The organism is Pseudomonas sp. Fl5BN2, from assembly GCF_009908205.1.
Classification (GTDB): Bacteria; Pseudomonadota; Gammaproteobacteria; order Pseudomonadales; family Pseudomonadaceae; genus Aquipseudomonas.
In genome coordinates, this window is the sequence record NZ_JAAARL010000005.1 from 143,781 (window position 1) to 167,298 (window position 23,518).

The following is a 23,518-nucleotide window of genomic DNA, read 5'->3' on the forward strand; positions in this document are numbered from 1 at the left end:
ATCACCATGCAACAGCGCAAATCAATCTTCCTGCTCGGCCTGCTCGCCGCACTGTGCACCACCCAGGCCTCGGCCCACGGCCTGTGGACCGAACAGCGACGGGGCAATATCGAAGTGATCTACGGCCACGGCGCCGAAGACGACGCCTTCAAGGCCAAGAAGGTCAGCGGTGCCTGGGCCTATGACGGCGCCGCCAGAATGATTCCGGTGAGCGTGCAACGCCTGGCCGACCACGCACGCCTGCAGCCACTCAAGCCCCCGGCGGTGCTGGCGGTGGCACTGGACAACGGTCCGTGGTCGCAGACAGCGGACAAACGCTGGGTTAACCAGGGGCGCAGCAAAGTCCCGGGGGCCATCGCCTCGACCCACACCTTCAAGTACAGCCTGGCGATCTATCAACCGGGAGCGAAGCTTCCCAAACTGGAACAGCTCAAGCTGGTGATCCTGCCCGAAGTCGACCCACTGACCGTAGGCCCGGGCAAGAACCTGCCAGTGCGGGTGCTGCTGGACGGACAGCCCGTGGCCGGGGTGAAGTTGATCGGTGATTACCGTAATGCGCCAAGCACCCTGAGCACCGAAACCGATGCCCAGGGACGCGCTCAAGTGCTGGTGAGGAATGAAGGTTTGAACGTGATTGCCACAGAGCTGGAGGTTCCGCTCAAGGACAACCCGGATGTGGCATCACGCGGTCTGTTCAGTTCCCTGACCTTCCTCGGCGAGCCGCACCACGAAGAGTGATGCGGCCGCATCAGGCTCCAGGCACCTGGACTACAGGTCGCCCAGCCCGTCGATCAGCGCCTGGTTCTGCTCCGGCGTACCGATGCTGATCCGCAGGAACTGGGCGATCCGCTCCTGCTTGAAGTGACGCACGATCACCCCCTGCTCCCGCAGCTTGGCGGCAAGACCCGCCGCGTCGTGCTGTGGATGCCGGGCAAAGATGAAGTTGGCCGCCGATGGCAGCACCTCGAAACCCTTGGCTTGCAACTGCGCCACGACCCACTCACGGCTGGCTATCACCTGCTGGCAGGTCTTGGTGAAGTACTCGCGATCCTCGAAGGCTGCCGCCGCGCCGACAATCGCCAGGCGATCCAGCGGATAGGAGTTGAAGCTGTTCTTGATCCGCTCCAGGGCTTCGATCAGGTCCGGGTGGCCCACCGCAAGGCCTACTCGCAGCCCGGCCAGGGAGCGGGATTTGGACAGGGTCTGGGTCACCAGCAGGTTCGGATAGCGATCCACCAGGCTGATAGCCGTCTCGCCGCCGAAATCGATATAGGCCTCGTCGACCACCACCACCGAATCCGGACTGGCCTTGAGGATCTGCTCCACGGCGTCCAGGGCCAGCAGGCAGCCCGTCGGCGCGTTCGGGTTGGGGAAGATGATCCCGCCATTGGGCTTGGCGTAGTCGGCTACACGAATCTGGAATTGCTCATCCAGCGGCACCGCTTCGAAATCGATGCCGTACAGGCCGCAATACACCGGGTAGAAGCTATAGCTGATATCCGGGAACAGCAGCGGCTGATCCTGTTGCAGCAAGCCATGGAAGATGTGCGCCAGGACTTCATCGGAACCGTTGCCGAGGAACACCTGGTTGCCCTGTACTCCGTAGTAGCTGGCCACCGCCTGCTTGAGCAGGTCGCTGTTGGGGTCGGGATAGAGACGCAGGTTGTCGTTGAGCTCCGCCTGCATCGCCGCCAGGGCTTTGGGCGAAGGACCGTAGGGGTTTTCGTTGGTGTTGAGCTTGACCAGCTTGGTCAGCTTCGGCTGTTCGCCCGGCACGTAAGGCACCAGGTTCTTGACGAATGGACTCCAGAATTTGCTCATGCTCATTGCCCCTGATCTTGATCGTCGACGATGCGGTATTCGGCGCTGCGGGCGTGGGCAGTCAGCGACTCGCCACGGGCCAGCACCGAAGCCGTCCGGCCTAGCTCGGACGCACCCTGCTCGGAGCAGAAGATGATCGACGAGCGCTTCTGGAAGTCGTACACCCCCAGCGGTGAAGAGAAACGCGCAGTGCCGGAGGTCGGCAGCACGTGGTTCGGACCGGCGCAGTAATCCCCAAGCGCCTCGGAGGTGTGGCGACCCATGAAGATCGCTCCGGCGTGACGAATCTGCGGCAGCCAGGCTTGCGGATCGGCAACGGACAACTCCAGGTGCTCGGGGGCAATACGGTTGGCCACTTCAATCGCCTGCTGCATGTCGCGGACCTTGATCAGCGCGCCGCGGCCGTTGATCGAGGTGTTGATGATTGCCGCACGTTCCATGGTCGGCAGTAGCTTGGCGATGCTGGCTGCCACCTTGTCGAGAAACTCGGCATCCGGGCTGACCAGGATCGCCTGGGCGTCTTCGTCGTGCTCGGCCTGGGAGAACAGGTCCATGGCAATCCAGTCCGGATCGGTCTGGCCGTCGCAGACCACGAGGATCTCCGAAGGACCGGCGATCATGTCGATTCCCACCTGGCCGAACACGTGGCGCTTGGCAGTCGCCACATAGATGTTGCCCGGGCCTACCACCTTGTCCACTTGCGGCACGCTTTCAGTGCCGTAGGCCAGCGCGGCCACGGCCTGGGCGCCGCCGATGGTGAACACTCGGTCGACCCCGGCGATGCAGGCCGCAGCCAGCACCAACTCGTTGATCTCACCGCGCGGGGTCGGCACCACCATCACCACTTCGGTGACACCTGCCACCTTGGCCGGGATTGCGTTCATCAGCACCGACGACGGATAGGAGGCCTTGCCTCCCGGTACGTACAGGCCGGCACGGTCCAGCGGCGTAACCTTCTGCCCCAGCACGGTGCCGTCGGCCTCGGTGTAGGTCCAGGAATCCTGCTTCTGCTTTTCGTGGTAGCTGCGCACCCGGGCGGCAGCCTTTTCCAGGGCTTCGCGCTGAACCACGGTGATCCGCGTCAGGGCCAGTTCCAAGCGCTCACGAGGCAGGATCAGGTCCGCCATGGAGGCCACCTCCAGGCCATCAAAACGCTGGGTGAACTCCACCAGCGCCGCGTCACCGCGCTCGCGCACCGCCTTGATGATGTCCAGCACCCGCTGATTAACCGAGTCATCAGAGACACTTTCCCAGCTCAGCAAATGATCCAGATGCTGGGCGAAATCCGGGTCGGCAGCGTTGAGTCGGCGAATTGCAGTGGGAGCGGTCATAGCGAAGGCCTCATTGATTGGCGAATGCACAAAAGGGCAAGCTTGGTTTTGCAAAACTCAGGCGCCGCAAGACTACCAAGCCATCCGCGTGGGCACCTGAGCATTCTGGCTATGACGCGGATAGATGGGCGCGACTCAAGGCCGCGCATGTGAGTCAGCCGCGGTGTCGCGATTCCACTGCCTTGCGCAGGGTGTCGATCAACGCCTGGATACGGGCGTGCTGCATCTTCATCGATGCCTTGTTGACCACCAGGCGAGAGCTGATGGTGGCAATCAGTTCCTGGGGCTCCAGACCGTTGGCCCGCAGGGTGTTGCCGGTATCGACCACGTCGATGATCTTGTCTGCCAGACCGATCAGCGGCGCCAGCTCCATCGAGCCGTAGAGCTTGATGATATCCACCTGACGGCCCTGCTCGGCATAGTAGCGCTTGGCTACATTGACGAACTTGGTGGCGACCCGCAGACGGCCCTTGGGCTCGACTGCACCAATGGCGCCAGCAGTCATCAGCTTGCACTGGGCAATCTGCAGGTCCAACGGCTCGTACAGGCCCTGGCCGGTGTACTCCATCAGGACGTCCTTGCCGGCCACCCCGAGGTCGGCGGCGCCATGCTCGACATAGGTCGGCACATCGGTGGCGCGCACGATCAACAGGCGAACATCGTCCTGGGTCGTGGGGATGATCAGTTTGCGGCTCTTGTCCGGATTCTCGGTTGGCACGATGCCCGCTTCAGCCAGAAGCGGCAACGTGTCGTCGAGGATACGGCCCTTGGACAGTGCGATGGTCAACATGAGTAACGTAAGTCCTTATGCGGCGACTGATGCCCGGACGCAAACGGCGCCAGACATGCGTCGAGCCTGAAGACAGGCTCGACGTGGAACTGATTCGGCTGTGGGCACCTCCCTGTGCCCCTGAAGCAATTAACCCGGTACGCGGCGGATCTTCGCGCCGAGCATCTGCAGCTTCTCTTCGATGCACTCGTAACCACGGTCGATGTGGTAGATGCGGTCGATCAGGGTATCGCCTTCGGCCATCAGGGCCGAGATCACCAGGCTGGCCGAAGCCCGCAGGTCGGTGGCCATGACTGGCGCGCCCTTGAGGATTTCGGTACCGGTGACGATCGCGGTGTTGCCTTCAACCTGGATCTTGGCGCCCATGCGGTGCAGTTCGTACACGTGCATGAAACGGTTTTCGAAGATGGTCTCGATGACTGCGCCAGTGCCTTCGGCAATCGCATTCAGGGAGATGAACTGCGCCTGCATGTCAGTCGGGAACGCCGGGTATGGCGCAGTACGCACGTTGACCGCCTTGGGGCGCTTGCCGTGCATGTTGAGCTCGATCCAGTCGCTGCCGGTGGTGACTTCAGCACCCGCTTCCTTGAGTTTTTCCAGCACTGCTTCAAGGATGGTCGGATCAGTGTCCTTGACCTTGACCCGACCGCCGGTGACCGCTGCGGCCACCAGGTAGGTGCCGGTTTCGATACGGTCAGGCATGACTTTGTAGATCGCCGGATGCAGGCGCTCGACACCATCGATGGTGATGGTGTCGGTACCGGCACCAGAAATCTTCGCACCCATGGCAATCAGGAAGTTCGCCAGGTCCACGACTTCAGGTTCGCGAGCGGCGTTCTGCAACACGCTGCGGCCCTTGGCCAAGGCAGCGGCCATCATGATGTTCTCGGTACCGGTCACACTCACGGTATCGAAGAAGAAGTTCGCGCCGCGCAGGCCACCCTCAGGCGCCTTGGCCTTGATGTAGCCGCCTTCGACGTCGATTACCGCACCCATGGCTTCCAGGCCGCGGATGTGCAGGTCCACCGGACGCGAGCCGATGGCGCAACCGCCAGGCAGGGCCACTTCAGCTTCGCCGAAACGGGCAACCATCGGTCCCAGTACCAGGATCGAGGCGCGCATGGTTTTCACCAGCTCGTACGGGGCCACCAGGGTCTTGATGGTGCGCGGGTCGATTTCGACGCTGAGTTTCTCGTCGATCACCGGCTCGATGCCCATGCGACCGAACAGCTCGATCATGGTGGTGATGTCGTGCAGGTGCGGCAGGTTGGCCACAGTGACCGGGCCATCGCACAGCAGGGTTGCCGCCAGAATCGGCAGCGCGGAGTTCTTGGCCCCGGAAATACGGATCTCGCCATCAAGGCGAACGCCGCCGGTAATAATCAATTTATCCATAACAGTCTCGACGCCCTTGGGCTCAGGTGCGCTCGGCCCAGGCCGCGCGGCTGAAAAATTTCATAGTGATCGCGTGGATGCTGCCATCGGCAATCCATGGATTCAAATGGGCATAGATGCTTTGCTGACGCTTCACCGGGCTCAAGGCCGACAGTTCGTCGCTAATCACGTTCAGCTGAAAGTTGCAGCCTTCGCCCTCAACTTCTACCTGAGCTTCGGGCAGCTTTCCTTCAAGAAAGCTCTTCACTTCGTTGGCCTGCATGCTCAACCTCAATCGGCGCCCTGTGCGCGCGGGTCGGACATCATACAAAAAAGCCCCGCGCCTGCGAACCCCGCATAGCAGGACTCTGACGGGGGGCTTCTATATAGATGTGGGTTACACGGTTCTGAAGCTAGGGATGGGCGAAGATCTCGGTCACCCCGGAAACCTCGGCGATCTCGCGCATGTCCTCGGGCAGAGCACGAATACTCACCGCCTTGCCGAGACCCTGGGCATCACGGATGAACGCCAGCAACAGGGCAAGACCGACGCTGCTGGACTTTTCCACCGCCGAGCAATCCAGTACCAGCGCCGACGCCGGGCTCGACTTGATCAGCGCCTGGCCCTGCTTGCGCAGGCCCGGGCCGCTGCGGTAGTCCAGCACGCCACTGATCAGCAACTCTCCAGCATCACCAAGGCGTACGGCGGAGTCACTCATTGCGCAGCCTTTTGTGCAGTGCCTTCGGTAGCTTCCTTGGCCTTGGCCACTTCGCCAGCCCAGCCGTCGATGGTCTTGTCCAGATTATTGCCGTTGCGCTGCATGGCATCGGCGAACTGATCACGGAACAGCTTGCCGATATTGATGCCGTTGATGATCACGTTACGCACTTTCCACTCGTCGTTGAGCTTTTCCAGGGTGTAGGACACCGGGTAGATCGCCCCGTTGTTGCCCTTGACCTGCATATCAACGCTGGTACGGGTGCCGCTTTCATCCTTGGCCGGAGAAACCGTGATGCCCTGGTTGTTGTACTCCAGCAAGGCGTTGCCATAGAACTGCATCAGGCTGCGCTTGAAGTTCTCCTGGAAACGCGCCATCTGCTCCGGCGTGGCCTTGCGCGAATACTTGACGGTCATGATGCTGCGGGAGATGCCATCGGCGTCCACCACAGGACCGACAATGCCGTTCAAGGCGTTGTAGAACTCGCTAGGGCTTTGCTTGTACTTCTCTTTATTGGCTGCCAGGTCGGCGAGCAGACGGTGGGTCGTGTCCTGCACCAGATCATGCGCGGAAGGCGTCCCCGCCGCGTTGGCCAACAGCGGCAAGGCCGCCAGCAGCACCAACAGACCACGTCGCAAGGTAGAGATCATCGAAAAACTCCTCATTTGGCGTCTTTGCTAACGGTATTGAGCAGGAATTTACCGATCAGGTCCTCCAGTACCAGCGACGACTGGGTGTCGTGGATGGTTCCACCATCCTTGAGCAAGGCTTCTTCCCCGCCCACGCTGATACCGATGTATTTCTCACCCAACAGGCCAGCAGTCAGGATAGATGCAGTAGAGTCAGTCGGCAGATTATCCACACGTTTTTCCAACTGCATCGTTACCCGGCCAGTGAAGCTGTCACGATCCAGATCGATCGCCGTGACCTTGCCGATGGTCACGCCGGCCATGGTCACTTTAGCCCTGACCGTCAAACCGGCAATATTGTCGAAGTAGGCATAAAGCTTATAAGTATCGGTGCTCGCTGTCGGAGACAAGCCACTGACCCGCAGGGCAAGCAACAGCAAAGCCAAGATGCCAGCCAGCAAGAATAGGCCGACACCGATTTCCAGGGTGCGGTTTTGCATCAGAAATCTCCAAACATCAAGGCGGTCAGAATAAAGTCCAAGCCGAGTACGGCCAACGAGGCATACACCACGGTCTTGGTAGTGGCACGGCTGATCCCCTCTGAGGTGGGCTCACAGTCGTAGCCTTGGAATACGGCGATCCAGGTCACTACAAAGGCAAAAACAATACTTTTGATCACACCGTTGAGCACATCACCGGTGAAGGTCACGCTGTTCTGCATATTCGCCCAGTAGGAGCCGTCATAGACCCCCAGCCAGTCGACAGCCACCCAGGAACCGCCCCAGATCCCCACGACACTGAAGATAATCGCCAGCAAGGGCAGGGAAATGAAACCGGCCCACAGACGTGGCGCAATGATGTACTTGAGCGGATCGACACCGATCATCTCCAGGCTGGAGAGTTGCTCGGTGGACTTCATGTTGCCGATTTCCGCGGTCAACGCCGAACCGGCACGCCCGGCGAACAGCAGCGCAGTGACCACCGGCCCCAACTCCCGCAGCAAGGTCAAGGCAACCATCTGCCCAACCGCCTGCTCCGAACCGTAGCTGGAGAGAATATTGAAGCCCTGCAGCGCCAGCACCATGCCGATGAAGATCCCGGACACGACAATGATCACCAGGGACATCACCCCCACCGAGTGCAACTGCTTGACCAGCAGGCCGAAACTGCCGCCGATGCCGCCACGCCCCAGCAGCGCATGAAACAGGAACAGCGTGGAACGCCCCAGTACCGCCAGGACATCGATGCCCGAGCGACCGAAGAGGCGAACCCTCTCGATTAGCGATATTTTGCGCATCAGCGCTTCCCCAGAAGATCTGCGCGGTAATCCGACGCTGGAAAGTGAAACGGTACCGGGCCGTCGGGATCGCCCTTCATGAACTGACGGATACGTGGATTATCGGAGTCCAGCAGTTCTTCGGGAGTTCCCTGGCCCAGTACCTGGCCATCACCCACTACATAGAGGTAGTCGGCAATGCTCGCGGTTTCTGCAAGATCGTGGGAAACCACAATGCTGGTAATACCCAGGGCATCGTTGAGCAGACGGATCAGGCGCACCAATACGCCCATGGCGATCGGATCCTGACCTACGAAAGGCTCGTCATACATGAGTATCTGCGGATCCAGGGCGATGGCCCGGGCCAGGGCGACCCGGCGCTTCATGCCGCCTGACAACTCGTCGGGCATCAGGTCGATGGCGCCGCGCAGGCCGACTGCCTGCAACTTGAGCAGGACGATGTCACGAATCATCTCGTCCGGCAGTTGGGTGTGCACCCGCAATGGAAAGGCCACGTTCTCGAAGACGTCGAGGTCGGTAAACAGCGCGCCACTCTGGAACAACACGCCCATTTGCTTGCGCGCGTCGAACAGATCGCTGCGCGAGAGGGTCGGCAGGTTCTGGCCGTTGACCCACACTTCACCGCCGCTGGGCCGCAGTTGCATGCCCATCAAGCGCAACAGGGTGGTTTTCCCGCAGCCGGAAGGCCCCATGATCCCGGTGACCTTGCCCCGCGGAATACGAATATCCACGTTATTGAAAATGCTGCGCGTACCGCGCTTGAAGGACAGTCCCTTCAGCTCGACCGCGTAAGCGTTATCGGCACTCATCTAAACTCCTTGCGATGCAGCCTATCACTCGGACGCTTGGCTCCCTGCCGGGAGTACATGCCTCTGGGCAGGCCGAACTGGCGGCGAACTATATCACTGCTGATACGGAGCCCCCAAGGCCGAAGCCGCCACCGTTCAGGTCGACGACAGGCAAAATAGGAGGATTCCTAGCAAGCAGTAGACAAAGGCTGACGAACTTGCGTGAGGGATTTGCTCATTACCGCTATAATCGCCGCCTTTTCATCGGGCTATACGATTTCAGACATGAGCCAATCCAGCGACCTGATTCAATCAGCACAACGCACCATCCGCCTCGAACTTCAGGCAGTAGAAGGCTTGCTGCCCCATATCGACGCAGATTTCGTACGCGCTTGCGAGATGATTCTGGCCAGCAAAGGCCGCGTAGTAGTGGTCGGCATGGGCAAATCCGGGCATGTCGGCAACAAGATCGCCGCCACCCTGGCGAGCACCGGCACCACGGCTTTCTTTGTCCATCCAGCCGAGGCCAGCCACGGCGATATGGGCATGATCACCCGTGACGACGTGATCCTGGCCCTCTCCAACTCCGGCTCCACCAACGAAATCGTCACCCTGCTGCCGCTGATCAAGCGCCTGGGCATCCAGTTGATCAGCCTTACCGGCAACCCAGAGTCCCCGCTGGCCAAGGCCGCCGATGTCAACCTCAACGTCCACGTCGAGCACGAAGCCTGCCCGCTGAACCTGGCGCCAACCTCTTCGACCACTGCCGCCCTGGTGATGGGCGACGCCCTGGCCGTGGCCCTGCTGGAAGCCCGCGGCTTCACCGCCGAAGACTTCGCGTTCTCCCACCCAGGCGGAGCCCTGGGCCGCCGCCTGCTGCTCAAGGTCGAGAATGTCATGCACGAAGGTTCCGACCTGCCACACGTGCAGCGGGGCACCCTGCTCAAGGACGCACTCATGGAGATGACCCGCAAGGGCTTGGGCATGACCGTCATTCTGGAAAACGATGGCCGCCTGGCCGGGATTTTCACCGACGGCGATCTGCGTCGCACCCTGGATCGCGCCATTGATATTCATCACGCCACCATCGACTCGGTCATGACCCCTCATGGCAAGACTGCACGTGCCGATATGCTGGCCGCTGAAGCCCTGAAAATCATGGAAGACCATAAAATCAGCGCCCTGGTGGTGGTGGACAAGGAAGACCGGCCGATCGGCGCCTTGAACATGCACGACCTGTTGCGCGCGGGAGTCATGTAATGAATACCGACCTGCTGCAACGCGGTAAAAACATCAAGCTGGCGATTTTTGACGTCGACGGCGTACTGACCGACGGTCGCCTGTACTTCCTCGAAGACGGCAGCGAGTTCAAGACCTTCAACACCCTAGACGGCCAGGGCATCAAGATGCTCATGGCGGCCGGGGTGCAGACCGCGATCATCAGCGGGCGCAAGACCCCGGTGGTGGAGCGTCGGGCCAAGAACCTGGGGATCCCCCACCTGTATCAGGGCCGCGAAGACAAACTGGTGGTACTGGACGAACTTCTTGCCCAACTCAACCTAAGCTATGAACAGGTCGCCTATCTGGGCGACGACCTGCCCGATCTGCCGGTGATCCGCCGTGTCGGCCTGGGCATGGCGGTCGCCAACGCAGCGGGTTTTGTTCGTGAACACGCCCACGGCACCACCGTGGCTCGCGGCGGCGAAGGAGCTGCCCGAGAGTTCTGCGAGCTGATCCTGCGCGCCCAGGATCGCCTTGAAGCAGCCAACGCCGCTTACCTATAGAGCCTTCCAATGCTGAGTAAAAAGATTCGCAACATACTGATCTTCGGGACTATCGCCCTGCTGTTTGCAGCGGTCGGTTACTGGAACATCAGCCCTGAACGTTTCCTCGACAAGCCCGTGGTACAGGTCGACGAAAACGCCATCGACTATTACGTGATCAACGCCCGCAGCGTGCAGTATTTGCCCGACGGCAAGCTGCAGTATGAAATGACCTCGGACAAGGTCGAGCACGTCAAGGCCAGCGAAGTGACCCTGCTGACCAAACCGGACCTGCAGATGTACCGCGGCACTACCTTCCCCTGGCATGTCCAGAGCGAGCGCGGCGAAGTCAACCCGGACGGCACTGAAGTCGAATTGATCGATTCGGTACGGGTTTCCCGCACCGACGAAAGAAATCGCAACCTGCTGATCACCACGACCCGCATGACAGTATTCCCGCAGAAGCAATATGCGCAGACCGAGCAAGCCGTTAGAATTGACGGCGCCGGCGGCGTGACTACGGCGAAGGGAATGAAAGCGTATTTGAAAGACGGCAGGATGAACCTGCTATCGAACGTAAGAGGACAGTATGAGGCTCGTTAAAACCCTCCCGATTTTGCTCAGTCTGGGCGCAGCACTGGGAAGCGTGAGCGCCTGGGCTCTGCCGAACGATAGCCAACAGCCAATCCGCATCCAGGCCGACGACGCCCAGCTCGATGACAAGAATGGCGTGGCCACCTACAAGGGCGATGTAATCATCACCCAGGGTTCGATGAAGATCACCGGCAACACCGTGACCATCACCCGGTCAAAAACCGGCGAAATCGACGTGGTGACCTCCGTGGGCAACCTGGCGTATTTCGAGCAACTGCAGAAACAGACCGACCCGAAACCGGTCCAGGCCTACGCCGTGACCATCCAGTACCATGCCCAGCAGAACCGCATCGTACTGATCGACAAGGCCAAGGTTATCAACGACGGCAACACCACCGAAGGCGAGAAAATCGTCTACGACACCGTCAAGCAAGTGGCTAACGCCGGTCGCGCCAATGGCACCTCGGTCACCGCGCCGCGTCCGCGGATCGACATGGTCATCCAGCCGAAAAAGAAAACCGACGAGCAAAAGGCCCAGTAATGGCAACTCTAAAAGCCCAGCACTTGGCCAAGAGCTACAAGAGCCGCCAGGTCGTGCGTGATGTCAGCCTGTCCATCGACAGCGGTCAGATCGTCGGCCTGCTCGGCCCCAACGGTGCCGGCAAGACTACCTGCTTCTACATGATCGTCGGCCTGGTCCAGGCCGATCAGGGCCGCGTCCTGATCGACGACCTGGATGTCAGCCACCAACCGATGCACGGCCGCGCCCGCGCGGGTATCGGCTATCTGCCCCAGGAAGCCTCGATCTTCCGCAAGCTGTCGGTGGCCGACAACATCATGGCCATCCTCGAGACCCGCAAGGAACTCGACAAGGCCGGTCGCCGTCAGGAACTGGAAAGCCTGCTGCAGGAATTCCACATCAATCACATCCGCGACAACCTCGGCATGAGCCTGTCCGGCGGTGAACGCCGCCGAGTGGAAATCGCCCGGGCCCTGGCCACCGCCCCCAAGTTCATCCTTCTGGACGAACCGTTCGCCGGCGTAGACCCGATCTCGGTTGGCGACATCAAGCAGATCATCCACCACCTGAAGGCCAAGGGCATTGGGGTACTGATCACCGACCACAACGTCCGGGAGACTCTGGACATCTGTGAGACCGCCTACATCGTCAACGACGGGCAACTGATCGCCGAAGGCGATGCCGAGACCATCCTGGCCAACGAACTGGTCAAGGAAGTCTACCTGGGCCATGAGTTCCGCCTGTAAGGGCTGAGGTGTTGGGCTGGACGCCAGAGCGCCGGGAACAATAATTCCCTACAAACTTTATTGTTACAGCGCTCTAGGCAAACACTTCAGTTTCAGGCATATAATTTGCTTATGTTTGGCGCTCCGGCGCCCTGTAGTGGATGGCGCATGTGCGCCGGCAAATAAGGTGTTAAGCCCCTGCCATGAAACCATCGCTAGTCCTGAGAATGGGCCAGCAGCTGACGATGACACCGCAGCTGCAACAGGCCATCCGCCTGCTCCAATTGTCGACCCTGGACCTGCAACAGGAAATCCAGGAAGCGCTGGAGTCCAACCCGATGCTCGAACGCCAGGAAGAAGGCGACGACTTCGACAACAGCGATCCTTTGGCCGACAACACCGAGTCCAAGCCCAACACCGAGATCCAGGAACCCTCCTACCAGGAAACCGCCCCTACGGTGGATAACCTCGAGGACGGTGAGTGGAGCGAACGCATCCCCAACGAACTGCCGGTGGATACCGCCTGGGAAGATGTCTACCAGACCAGCGCCAGCAGCCTGCCTAGCAGCGATGATGACGAGTGGGACTTCACTACCCGCACGTCGGCCGGTGAAAGCCTGCAAAGCCACCTGCTCTGGCAACTGAACCTGGCTCCGATGTCGGACACCGACCGCCTGATTGCCGTAACCCTGATCGATTGCATCAACAATCAGGGCTACCTGGACGAAACCCTCGAGGAAATTCTCGAGGCCTTCGATCCCGAACTGGACATTGAGCTGGACGAAATCGAAGCCGTCCTGCACCGCATCCAGCAATTCGAACCGGCCGGTATCGGCGCCCGCAACCTGGGCGAATGCCTGCTGCTGCAATTGCGCCAACTGTCGACGAAAACCCCTTGGCTGAGCGAAGCCCAACGCCTGGTCAGTGACTACATCGACCTGCTGGGCAGCCGCGACTACAGCCAACTGATGCGCCGCATGAAACTCAAGGAGGACGAGCTGCGCCAGGTCATCGAGCTGGTGCAGAGCCTCAACCCGCGTCCAGGCTCACAGATCGAATCCAGCGAAGCCGAATACGTGGTTCCGGACGTCATCGTGCGCAAGGACAACGAACGCTGGCTGGTGGAGCTGAATCAGGAGTCCGTGCCACGCCTGCGAGTCAATGCCCAGTACGCCGGTTTTGTGCGTCGGGCCGACACCAGCGCCGACAACACCTTCATGCGCAACCAACTGCAGGAAGCCCGCTGGTTCATCAAGAGCCTGCAGAGCCGCAACGAAACCCTGATGAAAGTGGCCACCCAGATCGTCGAGCACCAGCGCGGCTTTCTCGAGTACGGTGACGAGGCAATGAAGCCGTTGGTGCTGCATGACATCGCCGAAGCGGTGGGTATGCACGAATCGACGATTTCCCGGGTAACCACGCAAAAATTCATGCATACCCCACGGGGCATATATGAGCTGAAATACTTTTTCTCCAGCCACGTCAGCACCTCGGAAGGCGGTGAATGCTCGTCCACCGCGATCCGCGCGATCATCAAAAAACTGGTGGCTGCGGAAAATCAGAAAAAGCCGTTGAGTGACAGCAAGATCGCTGGTTTACTGGAGGCACAAGGCATTCAGGTAGCCCGCCGTACCGTCGCCAAGTATCGCGAATCCCTTGGGATTGCGCCTTCCAGCGAACGGAAGCGGTTGATTTGACCGCAGGGCTGGCCACAGCGTTTCAGGGGCAGGCAACCCAGCCTGCCGCTTTATGCACTGGCAACGAAGGAGAAGCTGTATGCAAGTCAACATCAGTGGACACCAACTCGAAGTGACTGAACCTCTGCGCGCTTACATCGGCGAAAAACTCGACCGGCTGGAGCGGCATTTCGACAAGATTACCAATGTGCAGGTCACCATGGCTGTCGAGAAGTTGAAGCAGAAAATCGAAGCCACCTTGCACATCCACGGTGGGGAGGTCGTCGCCAATGCAGAACATGACGATATGTATGCCGCAATCGACCTGCTCACGGACAAGCTTGACCGTCAACTGAAAAAGCATAAGGAAAAGCACCTCCACCTTCTCCAAGGCACGGGTCGCTAACACTCTCCCCCCATGATCCGACTTGAAAGTATCCTGACCCCCGGCCGTTCCTTGGTGAACGTGCCGGGCGGCAGTAAAAAACGCGCACTCGAACAAATTGCCAACCTGATCAGCCGTGAAGTGCCCGATCTGGAGATGCAGGATGTCTACGAGAGCCTGATCGCCCGTGAAAAACTCGGTTCTACCGGTTTTGGCAACGGCATCGCGATTCCCCACTGCCGCCTCAAAGGCTGCGAGTCCCCCATCAGTGCCCTGATGCACCTGGACGCACCGATCGATTTCGACGCCATCGACGGCGCCCCGGTCGATCTGCTGTTCGTCCTGCTAGTCCCGGAAGCTGCCACCGACGCACACCTGGAACTGCTCAGGCAGATCGCCAGCATGCTCGATCGCAAGGAAGTCCGTGACCGGCTGCGCAGTGCCACCAGCAACGAAGCCTTGTATCAGGTTGTTCTGGACGAGCAAAACGGTCAGTAATCATGCGCTTGATCATCGTCAGCGGCCGTTCCGGCTCAGGTAAAAGCACCGCCCTCGACGTTCTTGAGGATCACGGCTACTACTGCATCGACAACCTTCCAGCCGGCTTGCTGCCCGAGCTGGCCGAACGTGCGTTGATTCACACTGAACTGGCCCAACCGCTGGTGGCAGTATCCATTGACGCACGCAATCTGCCCAGCCACCTGTCGCGCTTCCCCGAGCTGTTGGAAGAAGTGCGCAGTCGGCATATCCAGTGCGATGTGCTCTATCTGGACGCCGATGAAGAAACCTTGCTCAAGCGCTTCTCGGAAACCCGCCGCCGGCATCCCCTGAGTAGCGCCAATCGCTCACTGGCGGAAGCCATCCACGACGAAACCCAGTTACTGGGACCGATCGTCGATCTGGCGGACCTCAAGGTCAACACCACCAATCTGAACCTCTACCAACTGCGGGATACCATCAAGCTGCGGTTGCTGAATCAGCCCGAGCCTGGCACCGCATTCCTGGTGGAGTCCTTCGGTTTCAAACGCGGCATGCCGGTAGACGCCGATCTAGTGTTCGATGTGCGCTGCCTGCCCAACCCGTACTGGAAGCCTGAACTGCGCGCCCAATCCGGATTGGACGCTCCCGTGGCCGAGTACCTGGCCGCCCAGCCTGATGTCGAAGAGATGTTCCAGGACATCTCCAGCTACCTGCTCAAGTGGTTGCCGCGCTTTGCCGCCAGCAACCGCGCCTATGTAACCATTGCCATTGGCTGCACTGGCGGGCACCACCGCTCCGTGTACCTGACTGAGCGTCTCGGCCAGGTCCTGCAAAAATCCCTGAAGAACGTCCAGGTTCGCCACCGCGACCTTAGCTGAAAGGATCTACCCCGCGATGCCAGCTCTGGAAATTGAGATCATCAACAAGCTGGGCCTGCATGCCCGTGCCTCTGCCAAATTTGTCGGTGTGGCCGGGCAGTTTCCCTGTCAGATTCGCGCCGGCAGAACCCCGGAAACCATGGTTGATGGCAAGAGCATCATGGCCATGATGATGCTCGCTGCCGGTAAGGGCACCAAAATCCACCTGAAAACCGAGGGTGAGCAAGAGCAAGAGGCACTGGATGCGCTGGTGAAACTGATCAACAACTACTTCGACGAAGGCGAGTAGCCCTCGCCGGACCACTCGCATGCGGCACTCAGGCGAGCGCCGTGTCCATCACCATCATCAGACAAAAGCCGATACACAAGCCGAGGCTGGCGAGCTTTTCGTGACCATTGCGCCGGGACTCGGGGATCACTTCATGAGTCACCACCAACAGCATGGCACCAGCCGCCAGGGCCAGCCCCAAAGGTAAAAGCACCTCTGCCAAACTGACCAGCCAGGCGCAGAGCAAGGCAAAGACCGGCTCTACCAAGCCTGAAGCCGCACCGATCAGGAACGCCTTGACCCGCGACATCCCCGCCCCCGCCAGCACCAGGGCAATTACCAGCCCTTCCGGCACGTCCTGCAGGGCAATCCCCATGGCCAGGCTGTCCGCATCGGGCATTCCCCCGCCCGCCGATACCCCGACCGCCATCCCTTCCGGAATGTTGTGAGCAATGATGGCAAACACAAATAGCCAGATTCTCGGGGCAATGACTGGATGCTCGGGAGTACCCACCAGCGTTTCCGGACTGCCTGCTGAGACCTTGCGGTCCACCAGGAACAGTCCGAAAGCACCGAGCATGATGCCGAGACTGATCAGGCCGCTGGAGCTCCAGGCCGACAAGCCCAGGCTCTGAGCGGCAGCGATACCCGGAACGATCAACGAAAACGCTGTCGCCGCCAACATCACGCCGGCCCCAAAGCCGAGCAAGGTGTCACTCACGGCCACCGGCATTCTGCGGATCACCAATACCGGGACAGCCCCCAACGCCGTGCCCAATGCGCAGATCGATCCTCCCTGCAATGCCCGCAATAATCGCGGTTCCAGATTAAGCCAGCTCAGCCCTTGAGCCACCAGCAATGCGGTACCCGCCAACAGCAACAGCGAACCGAAGGCATAACGAAACATCCGTCCGCTGCTGATCGCCAGTGTTTCAGTGCCCATAGTCGGCCTTAGTTCTTATTGGTAGAAAATCTCAAGCCATCGCGGCCTGATAGCGTTGAGCAACTTCCGGCCAGTTGATGACGTTGTAAAAGGCATTGATGTACTCGGGTCGCCGGTTCTGATAACGCAGGTAATAGGCGTGCTCCCAGACGTCCAAGCCCAAAATCGGCGTGTTGCCATTCATCAGTGGACTGTCCTGATTGCCGCTGCTCTCCACCACCAGCTTTTTCCCCGGTGTCACACTAAGCCAGGCCCAGCCACTGCCGAAGCGAGTCAACGCGGCCTTGGTGAAGGCGTCCTTGAAACTCTCGAAGCCACCCAACTGCTGCTCGATTGCCTGCCCCAGAGCGCCCTCTGGCTTGCCGCCGCCCGCAGGCGTCATCACCGCCCAGAACAGCGAGTGGTTGGCATGACCACCGCCCTGATTGATCACCGCAGCACGGAGTTTTTCCGGCAATTGTTGAATACTGGCCACCAGCTTTTCCACTTCCCACCCTGCCCACTCAGTGCCCTCCACAGCGGCATTGAGATTGTTGATGTAGGTCTGATGGTGCTTGGTGTAGTGAATTTCCATGGTCTGCGCATCGATGTGCGGTTCCAGGGCGTCGTAGGCGTAAGGCAAGGCAGGCAAGGTAAAGGACATATTCAGTGCACTCCAAAAGAGGGGCTGTCGGGTGTCGGGCCGTCGGAGGACAACCGCGCGACATTGCTGTCCAGCAAACGGTGATTACGGGGGTATTCACCGTGTTCACCAATGAAATTGAGCAACTCGACGTAGGTCTTGCTGCTTTGGCGCAGAGCCGCTTCCCGCAGGGCCGGTGCCAGGCGACCGTCCTGCATGGTCTGCAGCAGGCGCTGGTGGATAGCGCAGAGGTACTCCGCGCTCTCCTCCGGCTGGTTCAGGCGCAAATGCAGGTCCGCCAGGTTGTGATGGGAAATCACACAAGCCGCTACCGCTTCGTCGGGATTCGACCAGCGCTCGAACAACACCTGTGCCAGGGCCAACGCCTGCAGGTAGAACTCGCGGGCATCCACCAACTCCCCCTGCATGAACAAGCGATTAGCCCTTTCGATCGTGCGTTTCCAGTGCTCCATGGTGAGCCTCCAAAGCGGTGTCGAGGGTTACACGCCGCCAGCGGTGAGTTTTTCCGGATCCAGCAGGATCTCAAGCTGGCTACGCGACAGATCGGTGTGCTCAAGCGCTACGTCGATCACCGGACGCCCCTGCTTGTAAGCGGTCTTGGCGATTTCTGCGGCCTTCTGATAACCGATGATCGGGTTCAGGGCGGTGACCAGGATCGGGTTACGCGACAACGCCTCCTTGAGCTTGGGTTCATTGACCTTGAAGCTGGCGATGGCTTTGTCCGCCAACAACCGGCTGGAGTTGGCCAGTAACTCGATGCTGCTCAACAGGTTCTGGGCAATGATCGGCAGCATCACGTTGAGCTCGAAGTTGCCCGATTGCCCGGCCACGGTGATGGTGCAGTCATTCCCGATGACCTGGGCAGCAACCATCGCAGTGGCTTCCGGAATCACCGGATTGACCTTGCCGGGCATGATCGACGACCCCGGCTGCAGGGCTTCCAGCTCGATTTCGCCGAGCCCCGCCAGGGGGCCGGAGTTCATCCAGCGCAAGTCGTTGGCGATCTTCATCAATGACACCGCCGTGGCCTTGAGCTGGCCGGATACCGTTACCGCGGTGTCTTGGGAGCCGATCAGGGCGAACAGGTTCTTGCCCGGAGTGAATTGAACCTGAGTCAGCTTGCTCAACTGCTGGCTGAAGAGTGCCGCGAACTCGGGATGGGCGTTGATCCCAGTGCCCACCGCAGTGCCCCCCTGAGCCAGGGACTGCAGGCTCGGCAACAGATCCTGCAAGTGGGCGATGTTGGCTTTGAGCTGTTGCGCCCAGCCTTCCAGGACCTGGCTCATGCGCACCGGCATGGCGTCCATCAAGTGGGTGCGACCGGTCTTGATGAAGGGATGCACCTGCACCGCCTTGTGCTCGATGACCGCCACCAGATGCACCAGCGCCGGCAGCAATTGCTCGTGCAGAGTCAGGGCTGCGCTGACATGAATGGTGGTGGGAATGATGTCGTTGCTGCTCTGGCCGCAGTTGACGTGATCGTTGGGGTTGACCGCCTCGCCCAACAGGCGGCTGGCCAGGGTCGCCAGCACTTCGTTGGCGTTCATGTTGGAACTGGTGCCGGAACCGGTCTGGAAGATGTCCACCGGAAAGTGCTGCATGAAGTCGCCTTCCAGCAGGCCCTGGGCAGCATCGACAATGGCCTTGCCCTGGGACTCGCTGAGCTGTCCAAGCTCGACGTTGGCTTTGGCCGCAGCGGCCTTGGCCAGGATCAAGGCACGAATGAAGGCGGCCGGCATACGCTGGCCACTGATAGGAAAGTTATCCACCGCACGCTGGGTCTGCGCCCCATACAGGGCCTGCTCCGGGACCTGCAGCTCGCCCATGCTGTCGCGTTCGATACGGGTATTACTCATCGGGGAATCCTTGCACCAGTTCAATCAGAGGAATGGAAGGCAACAGCGAGCAGGTCGCCAGTTGCCAGGCATGGCTTTGCCAGCGTTTGAGCCGGCACTTGCACAAAGACAGCCGTTCCAGGTCGCGTAACGGCTTCCACGCCTGGTCCAGGCACAGGCTGCGCCAATGCCAAGGCAGCGCGGTATCGGTAGCGGTATCGATCAACAAACGGAAGGAGGTTTCAGCGACAGTCCAGGACGACATGGCGGTACAGCAGGCCAGGTAGCGCCCCTCGGCAAGGTAGTGCTCGATCAGACGCGGCTCGTCCGGTTCCAGTGCGCAACGGATCTGGCGGCTCATCCAGCGCCAGCTTTCGAGATAAGGCTGCTCGTGCAAGGCAGAACTCATGACCTGGGCTCATTGAATAATGAGATTCATTATTAAATGATATTGAGAATCAAATCAATTGAGCTTGTGCAATTTTCATCCCCCCATGAACAATCACAGGCACAAAAAAACGCGCCACCCGTGAAGGTCGCGCGTTTCGTTGAAGCCTGCCTTGATCAGCTGCCGGCGACGGTCATGCGTTCGATCAGCACCGAACCGGTGCGGATGTTGCTGCGCAGTTCCAGATCACTGCCCACGGCGACGATCTGCTTGAACATGTCCCGTAGATTACCGGCAATGGTCACTTCCTGTACGGCGAACTGGATTTCACCGTTCTCCACCCAGAACCCCGCCGCGCCACGCGAGTAGTCCCCAGTGACCATGTTCAGGCCATGGCCCATCAGCTCGGTCACCAACAGACCGCGTCCCATGCGCCGCAATAGCGCCGTCTGGTCTTCATCGCCATGGGTGACGAACAGGTTGTGCACGCCACCGGCGTTGGCGGTGCTCGGCATGCCCAGCTTGCGCCCGGAGTAGGTGCCGAGCACATAGGACACCAGCTCACCGTCCTTGACGAAAGGTTTGGCGTAGGTCGCCAGGCCATCACCGTCGAACGACGAACTGCCCATGGCACGCATCAAGTGCGGCCGCTCATCGATGGTCAGCCATTCAGGAAACAGTTGCTGGCCCAGGGCACCTTCAAGGAATGAAGACTTGCGATACAGATTGCCGCCGGAAATCGCCCCGAGGAAACTGCCGAACAAACCGCCAGCCAGCTCTGCGGAAAACAGTACCGGCACTTCGCAGGTCGGTACCGGACGAGCACCCAGGCGGCTGGCGGCACGCTGGGCGGCGCGCTGGCCAATGCTCGCCGGATCCGCCAGCAACTGGCCCTGGCGATTGACGTCATACCAGTAATCGCGCTGCATCTGGCCATCGGCCTCGGCAATCATCACACAGCTCAGGCTGTGACGAGTGGACGCATAACCACCAATGAAACCATGGCTGTTGCCATAGACCCGGCAACCCTGGTGGGTGCTCAAGGTGGTGCCATCGGCATTCTTGATCCGGGCATCTGTGGCAAAGGCCGCTGCTTCACAAGCCAGAGCCTGCTCGATGGCTTGCTCAGGGGTGATGTCCCAGGCATGAAACAGATCGAAGTCCTGCAGGTCCTTGGCCATCAAGGAGGCATCTGCCAGGCCCGAGGCTTCGTCTTCGGAGGTGTGCTTGGCGATTGCCAAGGCCGCAGCCACGGTTTCACGAATAGCTTCGGGACCGCTGGCGGAAGTGCTGGCCGAACCCTTGCGCTGGCCCATGTAGAGGGTGATGCCAAAGCCCTGGTCGCGGTTGAATTCCACGGTCTCCACTTCCCGCTGGCGCACCGATGTCGACAGCCCCTGCTCCAGCGACACCGCCACTTCACAGGCACTGGCCCCCTGGCGCTTGGCCTCGGCGATGATCTGCTCGACTTGCTCCTGCAGGGCCGGCAAAGCTTGTGGGCCGACGCTTTGTGCTGCACTCATGGTGTTCTCCACTCAAATTCTGCTTTCGATTAAGGCCGGCGAGCGACCGGGCCGGACAAGCGGCCCTCGACTGGTTATCATGGCGGCGTTTCTTTGCGGACTGCCACCATGGTTGATTCTTACGACGCCTCCCTCGATGGGGAAAAAAGCAAAACCCAGGTCAAACGCGAGCTGCATGCTCTGGTTGATCTCGGCGAGCGCCTTACCACTCTCAAGCCCGACTTGCTGGCCAAACTGCCCCTGACCGACGCTATGCGCCGGGCCCTGGCGGATGCGCCCAAGCACGTCGCCCATATCGCCCGTAAACGCCACCTGCAATTCATCGGCAAGTTGATGCGGGACCAGGACACCGACGCGATTCTGCAATTGCTTGACCAACTCGATGCCTCCACCCGGCAATACAACGAACGCTTCCATAACCTGGAACGTTGGCGTGACCGCCTGATCGGCGGTGGCGATGACGTGCTGGAAAAGTTCGTCGGCGAATACCCGGACGCCGATCGCCAGCAGCTGCGCTCCCTGATCCGTCAGGCCCAGCATGAGGTGGCCCAGAACAAGGCGCCGGCCTCCAGCCGTAAAATTTTCAAGTACATCCGCGAACTGGACGAGACTCAACGCGGTCTGCGTTAAGCCTTTCACGGGTGAGTTGCCCAGCAACTCACCCGGCGCCCCTCCTCTCTTATGCCCCTGTACCGCCCACGGTGATCGCATCGATCTTCAGGGTCGGCTGGCCGACGCCCACCGGCACCGATTGCCCATCCTTGCCGCACGTACCGACGCCGCTGTCCAGGGACAGGTCATTGCCCACCATCGACACTCGGCTCATGGCTTCAGGGCCGTTGCCGATCAGGGTTGCGCCCTTGACCGGCGCGGTGATCTTGCCGTCTTCGATCAGGTACGCCTCGCTGGTGGAGAACACGAACTTGCCGCTGGTGATGTCGACTTGGCCACCACCGAGATTGGCGCAGTAGATACCCTTCTTCACCGAGGCGATGATTTCCGCCGGATCGCTTTCGCCACCCAGCATGTAGGTGTTGGTCATGCGCGGCATCGGCAGGTGCGCGTAGGACTCGCGGCGACCGTTGCCGGTACGTGCCACGCCCATCAGCCGGGCATTCAACTTGTCCTGCATGTAGCCCTTGAGCACGCCGTTCTCGATCAGCGTGGTGCACTCGGTCGGGGTGCCTTCATCGTCCACGCTCAGCGAGCCACGGCGTCCGGCCAAGGTGCCGTCGTCGACGATGGTGCAGAGTTTCGAGGCCACCATCTCACCCATGCGCCCGCTGTAGGCTGAACTGCCTTTACGGTTGAAGTCGCCTTCCAGGCCGTGGCCCACTGCCTCGTGCAGCAGCACCCCGGACCAGCCGGAGCCGAGCACCACTGGCAAGGTGCCAGCTGGCGCCGGAATCGCTTCGAGGTTGACCAGGGCTTGGCGCAGCGCCTCACGGGCATAACCCATGGCACGGTCTTCGCTGAGGAAATAACGGTAATCGGTACGTCCGCCGCCACCGTGGCCACCGCGTTCGCGGCGGCCGTTCTGCTCGACGATGACGCTGACATTGAAGCGCACCAGCGGCCGCACATCCGCCGCCAGGCCGCCGTCGGTGGAAGCCACCAGGATCCGTTCCCAGACCCCGGCCATGCTCACGCTGACCTGCTGGATACGCGGGTCCAGGGCACGGGTTGCCACGTCCACACGCTTGAGCAACTCGACTTTCTCGGCTCGGCTGAGGACTTCCAGGGGGTTGTCCGGCGCATAAAGCTGCGCCACATCCTGGGTGGTGAACGCCTGCACGGCGCCGTTCTGCCCGGCCCGGGAGATTGAGCGCGCCGCACGGGCGGCCAGGCCCAGGGCTTCCAGGGTGATGGCGTTGCTGTAGGCGAAGCCGGTCTTCTCACCGGATTGCGCACGCACCCCGACCCCTTGGTCGAGGTTGAAACTGCCTTCCTTGACGATCCCGTCTTCCAGGGACCAGGATTCGGAGATCTGTCCCTGGAAATACAGGTCGGCGGCATCGATGCCCGGGCCGGCCAGATCCCCCAGCACGCCCTGCAGGCTTTCGATGGTCACGCCGCCAGGGGCTAGTAGATGTTCACTGACTGAGGACAACAACCCACTCATATGCTTTGGCCTTAAATTCGTCGTAC

At 60.4% G+C, this 23,518-nt stretch carries 29 protein-coding genes; 12 read left to right on the plus strand and 17 right to left on the minus strand.

The window, feature by feature from the left end; genetic code table 11:
- Positions 1-6 precede the first annotated feature (6 nt).
- Entirely contained in the window at positions 7-738 is a 732-nt protein-coding gene (locus tag GV819_RS08750) for a DUF4198 domain-containing protein (protein WP_161755565.1), read from the plus strand.
- A gap of 30 nt (positions 739-768) precedes the next feature.
- Here GV819_RS08750 and hisC read toward each other — a convergent pair whose 3' ends face one another.
- The 10 genes from hisC to GV819_RS08800 form a co-directional block, all read right to left on the minus strand.
- The gene (hisC, locus tag GV819_RS08755) at positions 769-1,821 is read right to left on the minus strand and encodes a histidinol-phosphate transaminase (protein ID WP_161755567.1); all 1,053 of its coding nucleotides are present in this window, start codon (positions 1,819-1,821) and stop codon (positions 769-771) included.
- A 2-nt stretch (positions 1,822-1,823) separates the two neighbouring features.
- Positions 1,824-3,152 carry a histidinol dehydrogenase gene (gene hisD, locus GV819_RS08760; protein WP_161755570.1) on the minus strand — a complete coding sequence of 443 codons (1,329 nt, stop codon included), beginning with the start codon at positions 3,150-3,152 and terminating at the stop codon, positions 1,824-1,826.
- 154 nt (positions 3,153-3,306) lie between these two features.
- Positions 3,307-3,942: an ATP phosphoribosyltransferase gene (hisG, locus tag GV819_RS08765; RefSeq protein WP_159895716.1), complete on the minus strand. Its 636-nt coding sequence runs from the start codon at positions 3,940-3,942 to the stop codon at positions 3,307-3,309.
- Between the two features lie 129 nt (positions 3,943-4,071).
- On the minus strand, positions 4,072-5,337 hold the full coding sequence (murA, locus tag GV819_RS08770; RefSeq protein ID WP_161755572.1) for a UDP-N-acetylglucosamine 1-carboxyvinyltransferase: 1,266 nt from the start codon (positions 5,335-5,337) through the stop codon (positions 4,072-4,074).
- Positions 5,338-5,359: 22 nt separating this feature from the next.
- Positions 5,360-5,599, minus strand: coding sequence for a BolA family protein (locus tag GV819_RS08775; protein ID WP_161755574.1), 240 nt, complete (start codon positions 5,597-5,599; stop codon positions 5,360-5,362).
- Positions 5,600-5,729: 130 nt separating this feature from the next.
- Positions 5,730-6,035 (minus strand): STAS domain-containing protein, encoded by a 306-nt coding sequence (locus GV819_RS08780; RefSeq protein ID WP_161755576.1) that lies wholly within the window; start codon positions 6,033-6,035, stop codon positions 5,730-5,732.
- A complete protein-coding gene (locus GV819_RS08785) occupies positions 6,032-6,685 on the minus strand; it encodes an MlaC/ttg2D family ABC transporter substrate-binding protein (protein ID WP_161755578.1) in 654 nt (217 codons plus the stop codon). Before GV819_RS08785 ends, GV819_RS08780 begins: the two co-directional genes overlap by 4 nt.
- 11 nt (positions 6,686-6,696) lie before the next feature.
- Complete coding sequence (gene mlaD, locus GV819_RS08790) at positions 6,697-7,164, minus strand: outer membrane lipid asymmetry maintenance protein MlaD (RefSeq protein WP_011059277.1); 468 nt, start codon at positions 7,162-7,164, stop codon at positions 6,697-6,699.
- The gene (gene mlaE, locus GV819_RS08795; RefSeq protein ID WP_161755587.1) at positions 7,164-7,961 is read right to left on the minus strand and encodes a lipid asymmetry maintenance ABC transporter permease subunit MlaE; all 798 of its coding nucleotides are present in this window, start codon (positions 7,959-7,961) and stop codon (positions 7,164-7,166) included. Before mlaE ends, mlaD begins: the two co-directional genes overlap by 1 nt.
- Positions 7,961-8,770 carry an ATP-binding cassette domain-containing protein gene (locus GV819_RS08800; protein WP_161755589.1) on the minus strand — a complete coding sequence of 270 codons (810 nt, stop codon included), beginning with the start codon at positions 8,768-8,770 and terminating at the stop codon, positions 7,961-7,963. Before GV819_RS08800 ends, mlaE begins: the two co-directional genes overlap by 1 nt.
- Positions 8,771-9,034: 264 nt before the next feature.
- Between GV819_RS08800 and GV819_RS08805 the strand changes: the two genes are divergently transcribed.
- The 10 genes from GV819_RS08805 to GV819_RS08850 all read left to right on the plus strand — a co-directional run bounded on the left by GV819_RS08805 (position 9,035) and on the right by GV819_RS08850 (position 16,059).
- Positions 9,035-10,009, plus strand: a complete 975-nt coding sequence (locus GV819_RS08805) for a KpsF/GutQ family sugar-phosphate isomerase (protein ID WP_161755591.1) — start codon at positions 9,035-9,037, stop codon at positions 10,007-10,009.
- Positions 10,009-10,533, plus strand: a complete 525-nt coding sequence (locus tag GV819_RS08810) for a KdsC family phosphatase (protein WP_161755593.1) — start codon at positions 10,009-10,011, stop codon at positions 10,531-10,533. Before GV819_RS08805 ends, GV819_RS08810 begins: the two co-directional genes overlap by 1 nt.
- A gap of 9 nt (positions 10,534-10,542) precedes the next feature.
- The gene (lptC, locus tag GV819_RS08815; RefSeq protein ID WP_161755595.1) at positions 10,543-11,115 is read left to right on the plus strand and encodes an LPS export ABC transporter periplasmic protein LptC; all 573 of its coding nucleotides are present in this window, start codon (positions 10,543-10,545) and stop codon (positions 11,113-11,115) included.
- On the plus strand, positions 11,102-11,647 hold the full coding sequence (gene lptA / locus GV819_RS08820) for a lipopolysaccharide transport periplasmic protein LptA (protein ID WP_161755597.1): 546 nt from the start codon (positions 11,102-11,104) through the stop codon (positions 11,645-11,647). Before lptC ends, lptA begins: the two co-directional genes overlap by 14 nt.
- Complete coding sequence (lptB, locus tag GV819_RS08825; RefSeq protein ID WP_161755599.1) at positions 11,647-12,372, plus strand: LPS export ABC transporter ATP-binding protein; 726 nt, start codon at positions 11,647-11,649, stop codon at positions 12,370-12,372. Before lptA ends, lptB begins: the two co-directional genes overlap by 1 nt.
- 182 nt (positions 12,373-12,554) lie before the next feature.
- The gene (locus GV819_RS08830; protein ID WP_161755601.1) at positions 12,555-14,048 is read left to right on the plus strand and encodes an RNA polymerase factor sigma-54; all 1,494 of its coding nucleotides are present in this window, start codon (positions 12,555-12,557) and stop codon (positions 14,046-14,048) included.
- A 79-nt stretch (positions 14,049-14,127) separates the two neighbouring features.
- Complete coding sequence (gene hpf, locus GV819_RS08835) at positions 14,128-14,433, plus strand: ribosome hibernation-promoting factor, HPF/YfiA family (protein ID WP_161755603.1); 306 nt, start codon at positions 14,128-14,130, stop codon at positions 14,431-14,433.
- Positions 14,434-14,445: 12 nt separating this feature from the next.
- Positions 14,446-14,910: a PTS IIA-like nitrogen regulatory protein PtsN gene (gene ptsN, locus GV819_RS08840; protein WP_161755605.1), complete on the plus strand. Its 465-nt coding sequence runs from the start codon at positions 14,446-14,448 to the stop codon at positions 14,908-14,910.
- 2 nt (positions 14,911-14,912) lie between these two features.
- Positions 14,913-15,770: an RNase adapter RapZ gene (gene rapZ / locus GV819_RS08845; RefSeq protein WP_011059266.1), complete on the plus strand. Its 858-nt coding sequence runs from the start codon at positions 14,913-14,915 to the stop codon at positions 15,768-15,770.
- Between the two features lie 16 nt (positions 15,771-15,786).
- The gene (locus tag GV819_RS08850; protein ID WP_161755607.1) at positions 15,787-16,059 is read left to right on the plus strand and encodes an HPr family phosphocarrier protein; all 273 of its coding nucleotides are present in this window, start codon (positions 15,787-15,789) and stop codon (positions 16,057-16,059) included.
- Positions 16,060-16,087: 28 nt separating this feature from the next.
- On the opposite strand, the gene GV819_RS08855 is transcribed toward GV819_RS08850, so the two are convergent.
- The 6 genes from GV819_RS08855 to pmbA form a co-directional block, all read right to left on the minus strand.
- Positions 16,088-16,981 (minus strand): ZIP family metal transporter, encoded by an 894-nt coding sequence (locus GV819_RS08855; RefSeq protein ID WP_161755609.1) that lies wholly within the window; start codon positions 16,979-16,981, stop codon positions 16,088-16,090.
- Positions 16,982-17,012: 31 nt separating this feature from the next.
- The gene (locus GV819_RS08860; RefSeq protein ID WP_161755611.1) at positions 17,013-17,624 is read right to left on the minus strand and encodes a superoxide dismutase; all 612 of its coding nucleotides are present in this window, start codon (positions 17,622-17,624) and stop codon (positions 17,013-17,015) included.
- Between the two features lie 2 nt (positions 17,625-17,626).
- Positions 17,627-18,076, minus strand: coding sequence for a tetratricopeptide repeat protein (locus tag GV819_RS08865; protein WP_161755613.1), 450 nt, complete (start codon positions 18,074-18,076; stop codon positions 17,627-17,629).
- Between the two features lie 27 nt (positions 18,077-18,103).
- The gene (locus GV819_RS08870; protein WP_161755615.1) at positions 18,104-19,480 is read right to left on the minus strand and encodes a class II fumarate hydratase; all 1,377 of its coding nucleotides are present in this window, start codon (positions 19,478-19,480) and stop codon (positions 18,104-18,106) included.
- Entirely contained in the window at positions 19,473-19,868 is a 396-nt protein-coding gene (locus GV819_RS08875; protein ID WP_161755617.1) for a FagA protein, read from the minus strand. Before GV819_RS08875 ends, GV819_RS08870 begins: the two co-directional genes overlap by 8 nt.
- 155 nt (positions 19,869-20,023) lie before the next feature.
- Entirely contained in the window at positions 20,024-21,370 is a 1,347-nt protein-coding gene (gene pmbA, locus GV819_RS08880; RefSeq protein ID WP_161755619.1) for a metalloprotease PmbA, read from the minus strand.
- A 108-nt stretch (positions 21,371-21,478) separates the two neighbouring features.
- Here pmbA and yjgA point away from each other — a divergent pair, with 108 nt between their 5' ends.
- Complete coding sequence (gene yjgA, locus GV819_RS08885; RefSeq protein ID WP_161755621.1) at positions 21,479-22,000, plus strand: ribosome biogenesis factor YjgA; 522 nt, start codon at positions 21,479-21,481, stop codon at positions 21,998-22,000.
- A 49-nt stretch (positions 22,001-22,049) separates the two neighbouring features.
- Here the strand turns inward: yjgA and tldD are convergent, their stop codons facing one another.
- Positions 22,050-23,492, minus strand: coding sequence for a metalloprotease TldD (tldD, locus tag GV819_RS08890; protein WP_161755623.1), 1,443 nt, complete (start codon positions 23,490-23,492; stop codon positions 22,050-22,052).
- Positions 23,493-23,518: the final 26 nt, after the last annotated feature.

Bases quoted from the DNA above. Each gene is read 5' to 3' on its own strand.
- GV819_RS08750 (WP_161755565.1), top strand. From the start codon at position 7: ATGCAACAGCGCAAATCAATCTTCCTGCTCGGCCTGCTCGCCGCACTG.
- hisC (WP_161755567.1), bottom strand. From the start codon at position 1,821: ATGAGCAAATTCTGGAGTCCATTCGTCAAGAACCTGGTGCCTTACGTG.
- hisD (WP_161755570.1), bottom strand. From the start codon at position 3,152: ATGACCGCTCCCACTGCAATTCGCCGACTCAACGCTGCCGACCCGGAT.
- hisG (WP_159895716.1), bottom strand. From the start codon at position 3,942: ATGTTGACCATCGCACTGTCCAAGGGCCGTATCCTCGACGACACGTTG.
- murA (WP_161755572.1), bottom strand. From the start codon at position 5,337: ATGGATAAATTGATTATTACCGGCGGCGTTCGCCTTGATGGCGAGATC.
- GV819_RS08775 (WP_161755574.1), bottom strand. From the start codon at position 5,599: ATGCAGGCCAACGAAGTGAAGAGCTTTCTTGAAGGAAAGCTGCCCGAA.
- GV819_RS08780 (WP_161755576.1), bottom strand. From the start codon at position 6,035: ATGAGTGACTCCGCCGTACGCCTTGGTGATGCTGGAGAGTTGCTGATC.
- GV819_RS08785 (WP_161755578.1), bottom strand. From the start codon at position 6,685: ATGATCTCTACCTTGCGACGTGGTCTGTTGGTGCTGCTGGCGGCCTTG.
- mlaD (WP_011059277.1), bottom strand. From the start codon at position 7,164: ATGCAAAACCGCACCCTGGAAATCGGTGTCGGCCTATTCTTGCTGGCT.
- mlaE (WP_161755587.1), bottom strand. From the start codon at position 7,961: ATGCGCAAAATATCGCTAATCGAGAGGGTTCGCCTCTTCGGTCGCTCG.
- GV819_RS08800 (WP_161755589.1), bottom strand. From the start codon at position 8,770: ATGAGTGCCGATAACGCTTACGCGGTCGAGCTGAAGGGACTGTCCTTC.
- GV819_RS08805 (WP_161755591.1), top strand. From the start codon at position 9,035: ATGAGCCAATCCAGCGACCTGATTCAATCAGCACAACGCACCATCCGC.
- GV819_RS08810 (WP_161755593.1), top strand. From the start codon at position 10,009: ATGAATACCGACCTGCTGCAACGCGGTAAAAACATCAAGCTGGCGATT.
- lptC (WP_161755595.1), top strand. From the start codon at position 10,543: ATGCTGAGTAAAAAGATTCGCAACATACTGATCTTCGGGACTATCGCC.
- lptA (WP_161755597.1), top strand. From the start codon at position 11,102: ATGAGGCTCGTTAAAACCCTCCCGATTTTGCTCAGTCTGGGCGCAGCA.
- lptB (WP_161755599.1), top strand. From the start codon at position 11,647: ATGGCAACTCTAAAAGCCCAGCACTTGGCCAAGAGCTACAAGAGCCGC.
- GV819_RS08830 (WP_161755601.1), top strand. From the start codon at position 12,555: ATGAAACCATCGCTAGTCCTGAGAATGGGCCAGCAGCTGACGATGACA.
- hpf (WP_161755603.1), top strand. From the start codon at position 14,128: ATGCAAGTCAACATCAGTGGACACCAACTCGAAGTGACTGAACCTCTG.
- ptsN (WP_161755605.1), top strand. From the start codon at position 14,446: ATGATCCGACTTGAAAGTATCCTGACCCCCGGCCGTTCCTTGGTGAAC.
- rapZ (WP_011059266.1), top strand. From the start codon at position 14,913: ATGCGCTTGATCATCGTCAGCGGCCGTTCCGGCTCAGGTAAAAGCACC.
- GV819_RS08850 (WP_161755607.1), top strand. From the start codon at position 15,787: ATGCCAGCTCTGGAAATTGAGATCATCAACAAGCTGGGCCTGCATGCC.
- GV819_RS08855 (WP_161755609.1), bottom strand. From the start codon at position 16,981: ATGGGCACTGAAACACTGGCGATCAGCAGCGGACGGATGTTTCGTTAT.
- GV819_RS08860 (WP_161755611.1), bottom strand. From the start codon at position 17,624: ATGTCCTTTACCTTGCCTGCCTTGCCTTACGCCTACGACGCCCTGGAA.
- GV819_RS08865 (WP_161755613.1), bottom strand. From the start codon at position 18,076: ATGGAGCACTGGAAACGCACGATCGAAAGGGCTAATCGCTTGTTCATG.
- GV819_RS08870 (WP_161755615.1), bottom strand. From the start codon at position 19,480: ATGAGTAATACCCGTATCGAACGCGACAGCATGGGCGAGCTGCAGGTC.
- GV819_RS08875 (WP_161755617.1), bottom strand. From the start codon at position 19,868: ATGAGTTCTGCCTTGCACGAGCAGCCTTATCTCGAAAGCTGGCGCTGG.
- pmbA (WP_161755619.1), bottom strand. From the start codon at position 21,370: ATGAGTGCAGCACAAAGCGTCGGCCCACAAGCTTTGCCGGCCCTGCAG.
- yjgA (WP_161755621.1), top strand. From the start codon at position 21,479: ATGGTTGATTCTTACGACGCCTCCCTCGATGGGGAAAAAAGCAAAACC.
- tldD (WP_161755623.1), bottom strand. From the start codon at position 23,492: ATGAGTGGGTTGTTGTCCTCAGTCAGTGAACATCTACTAGCCCCTGGC.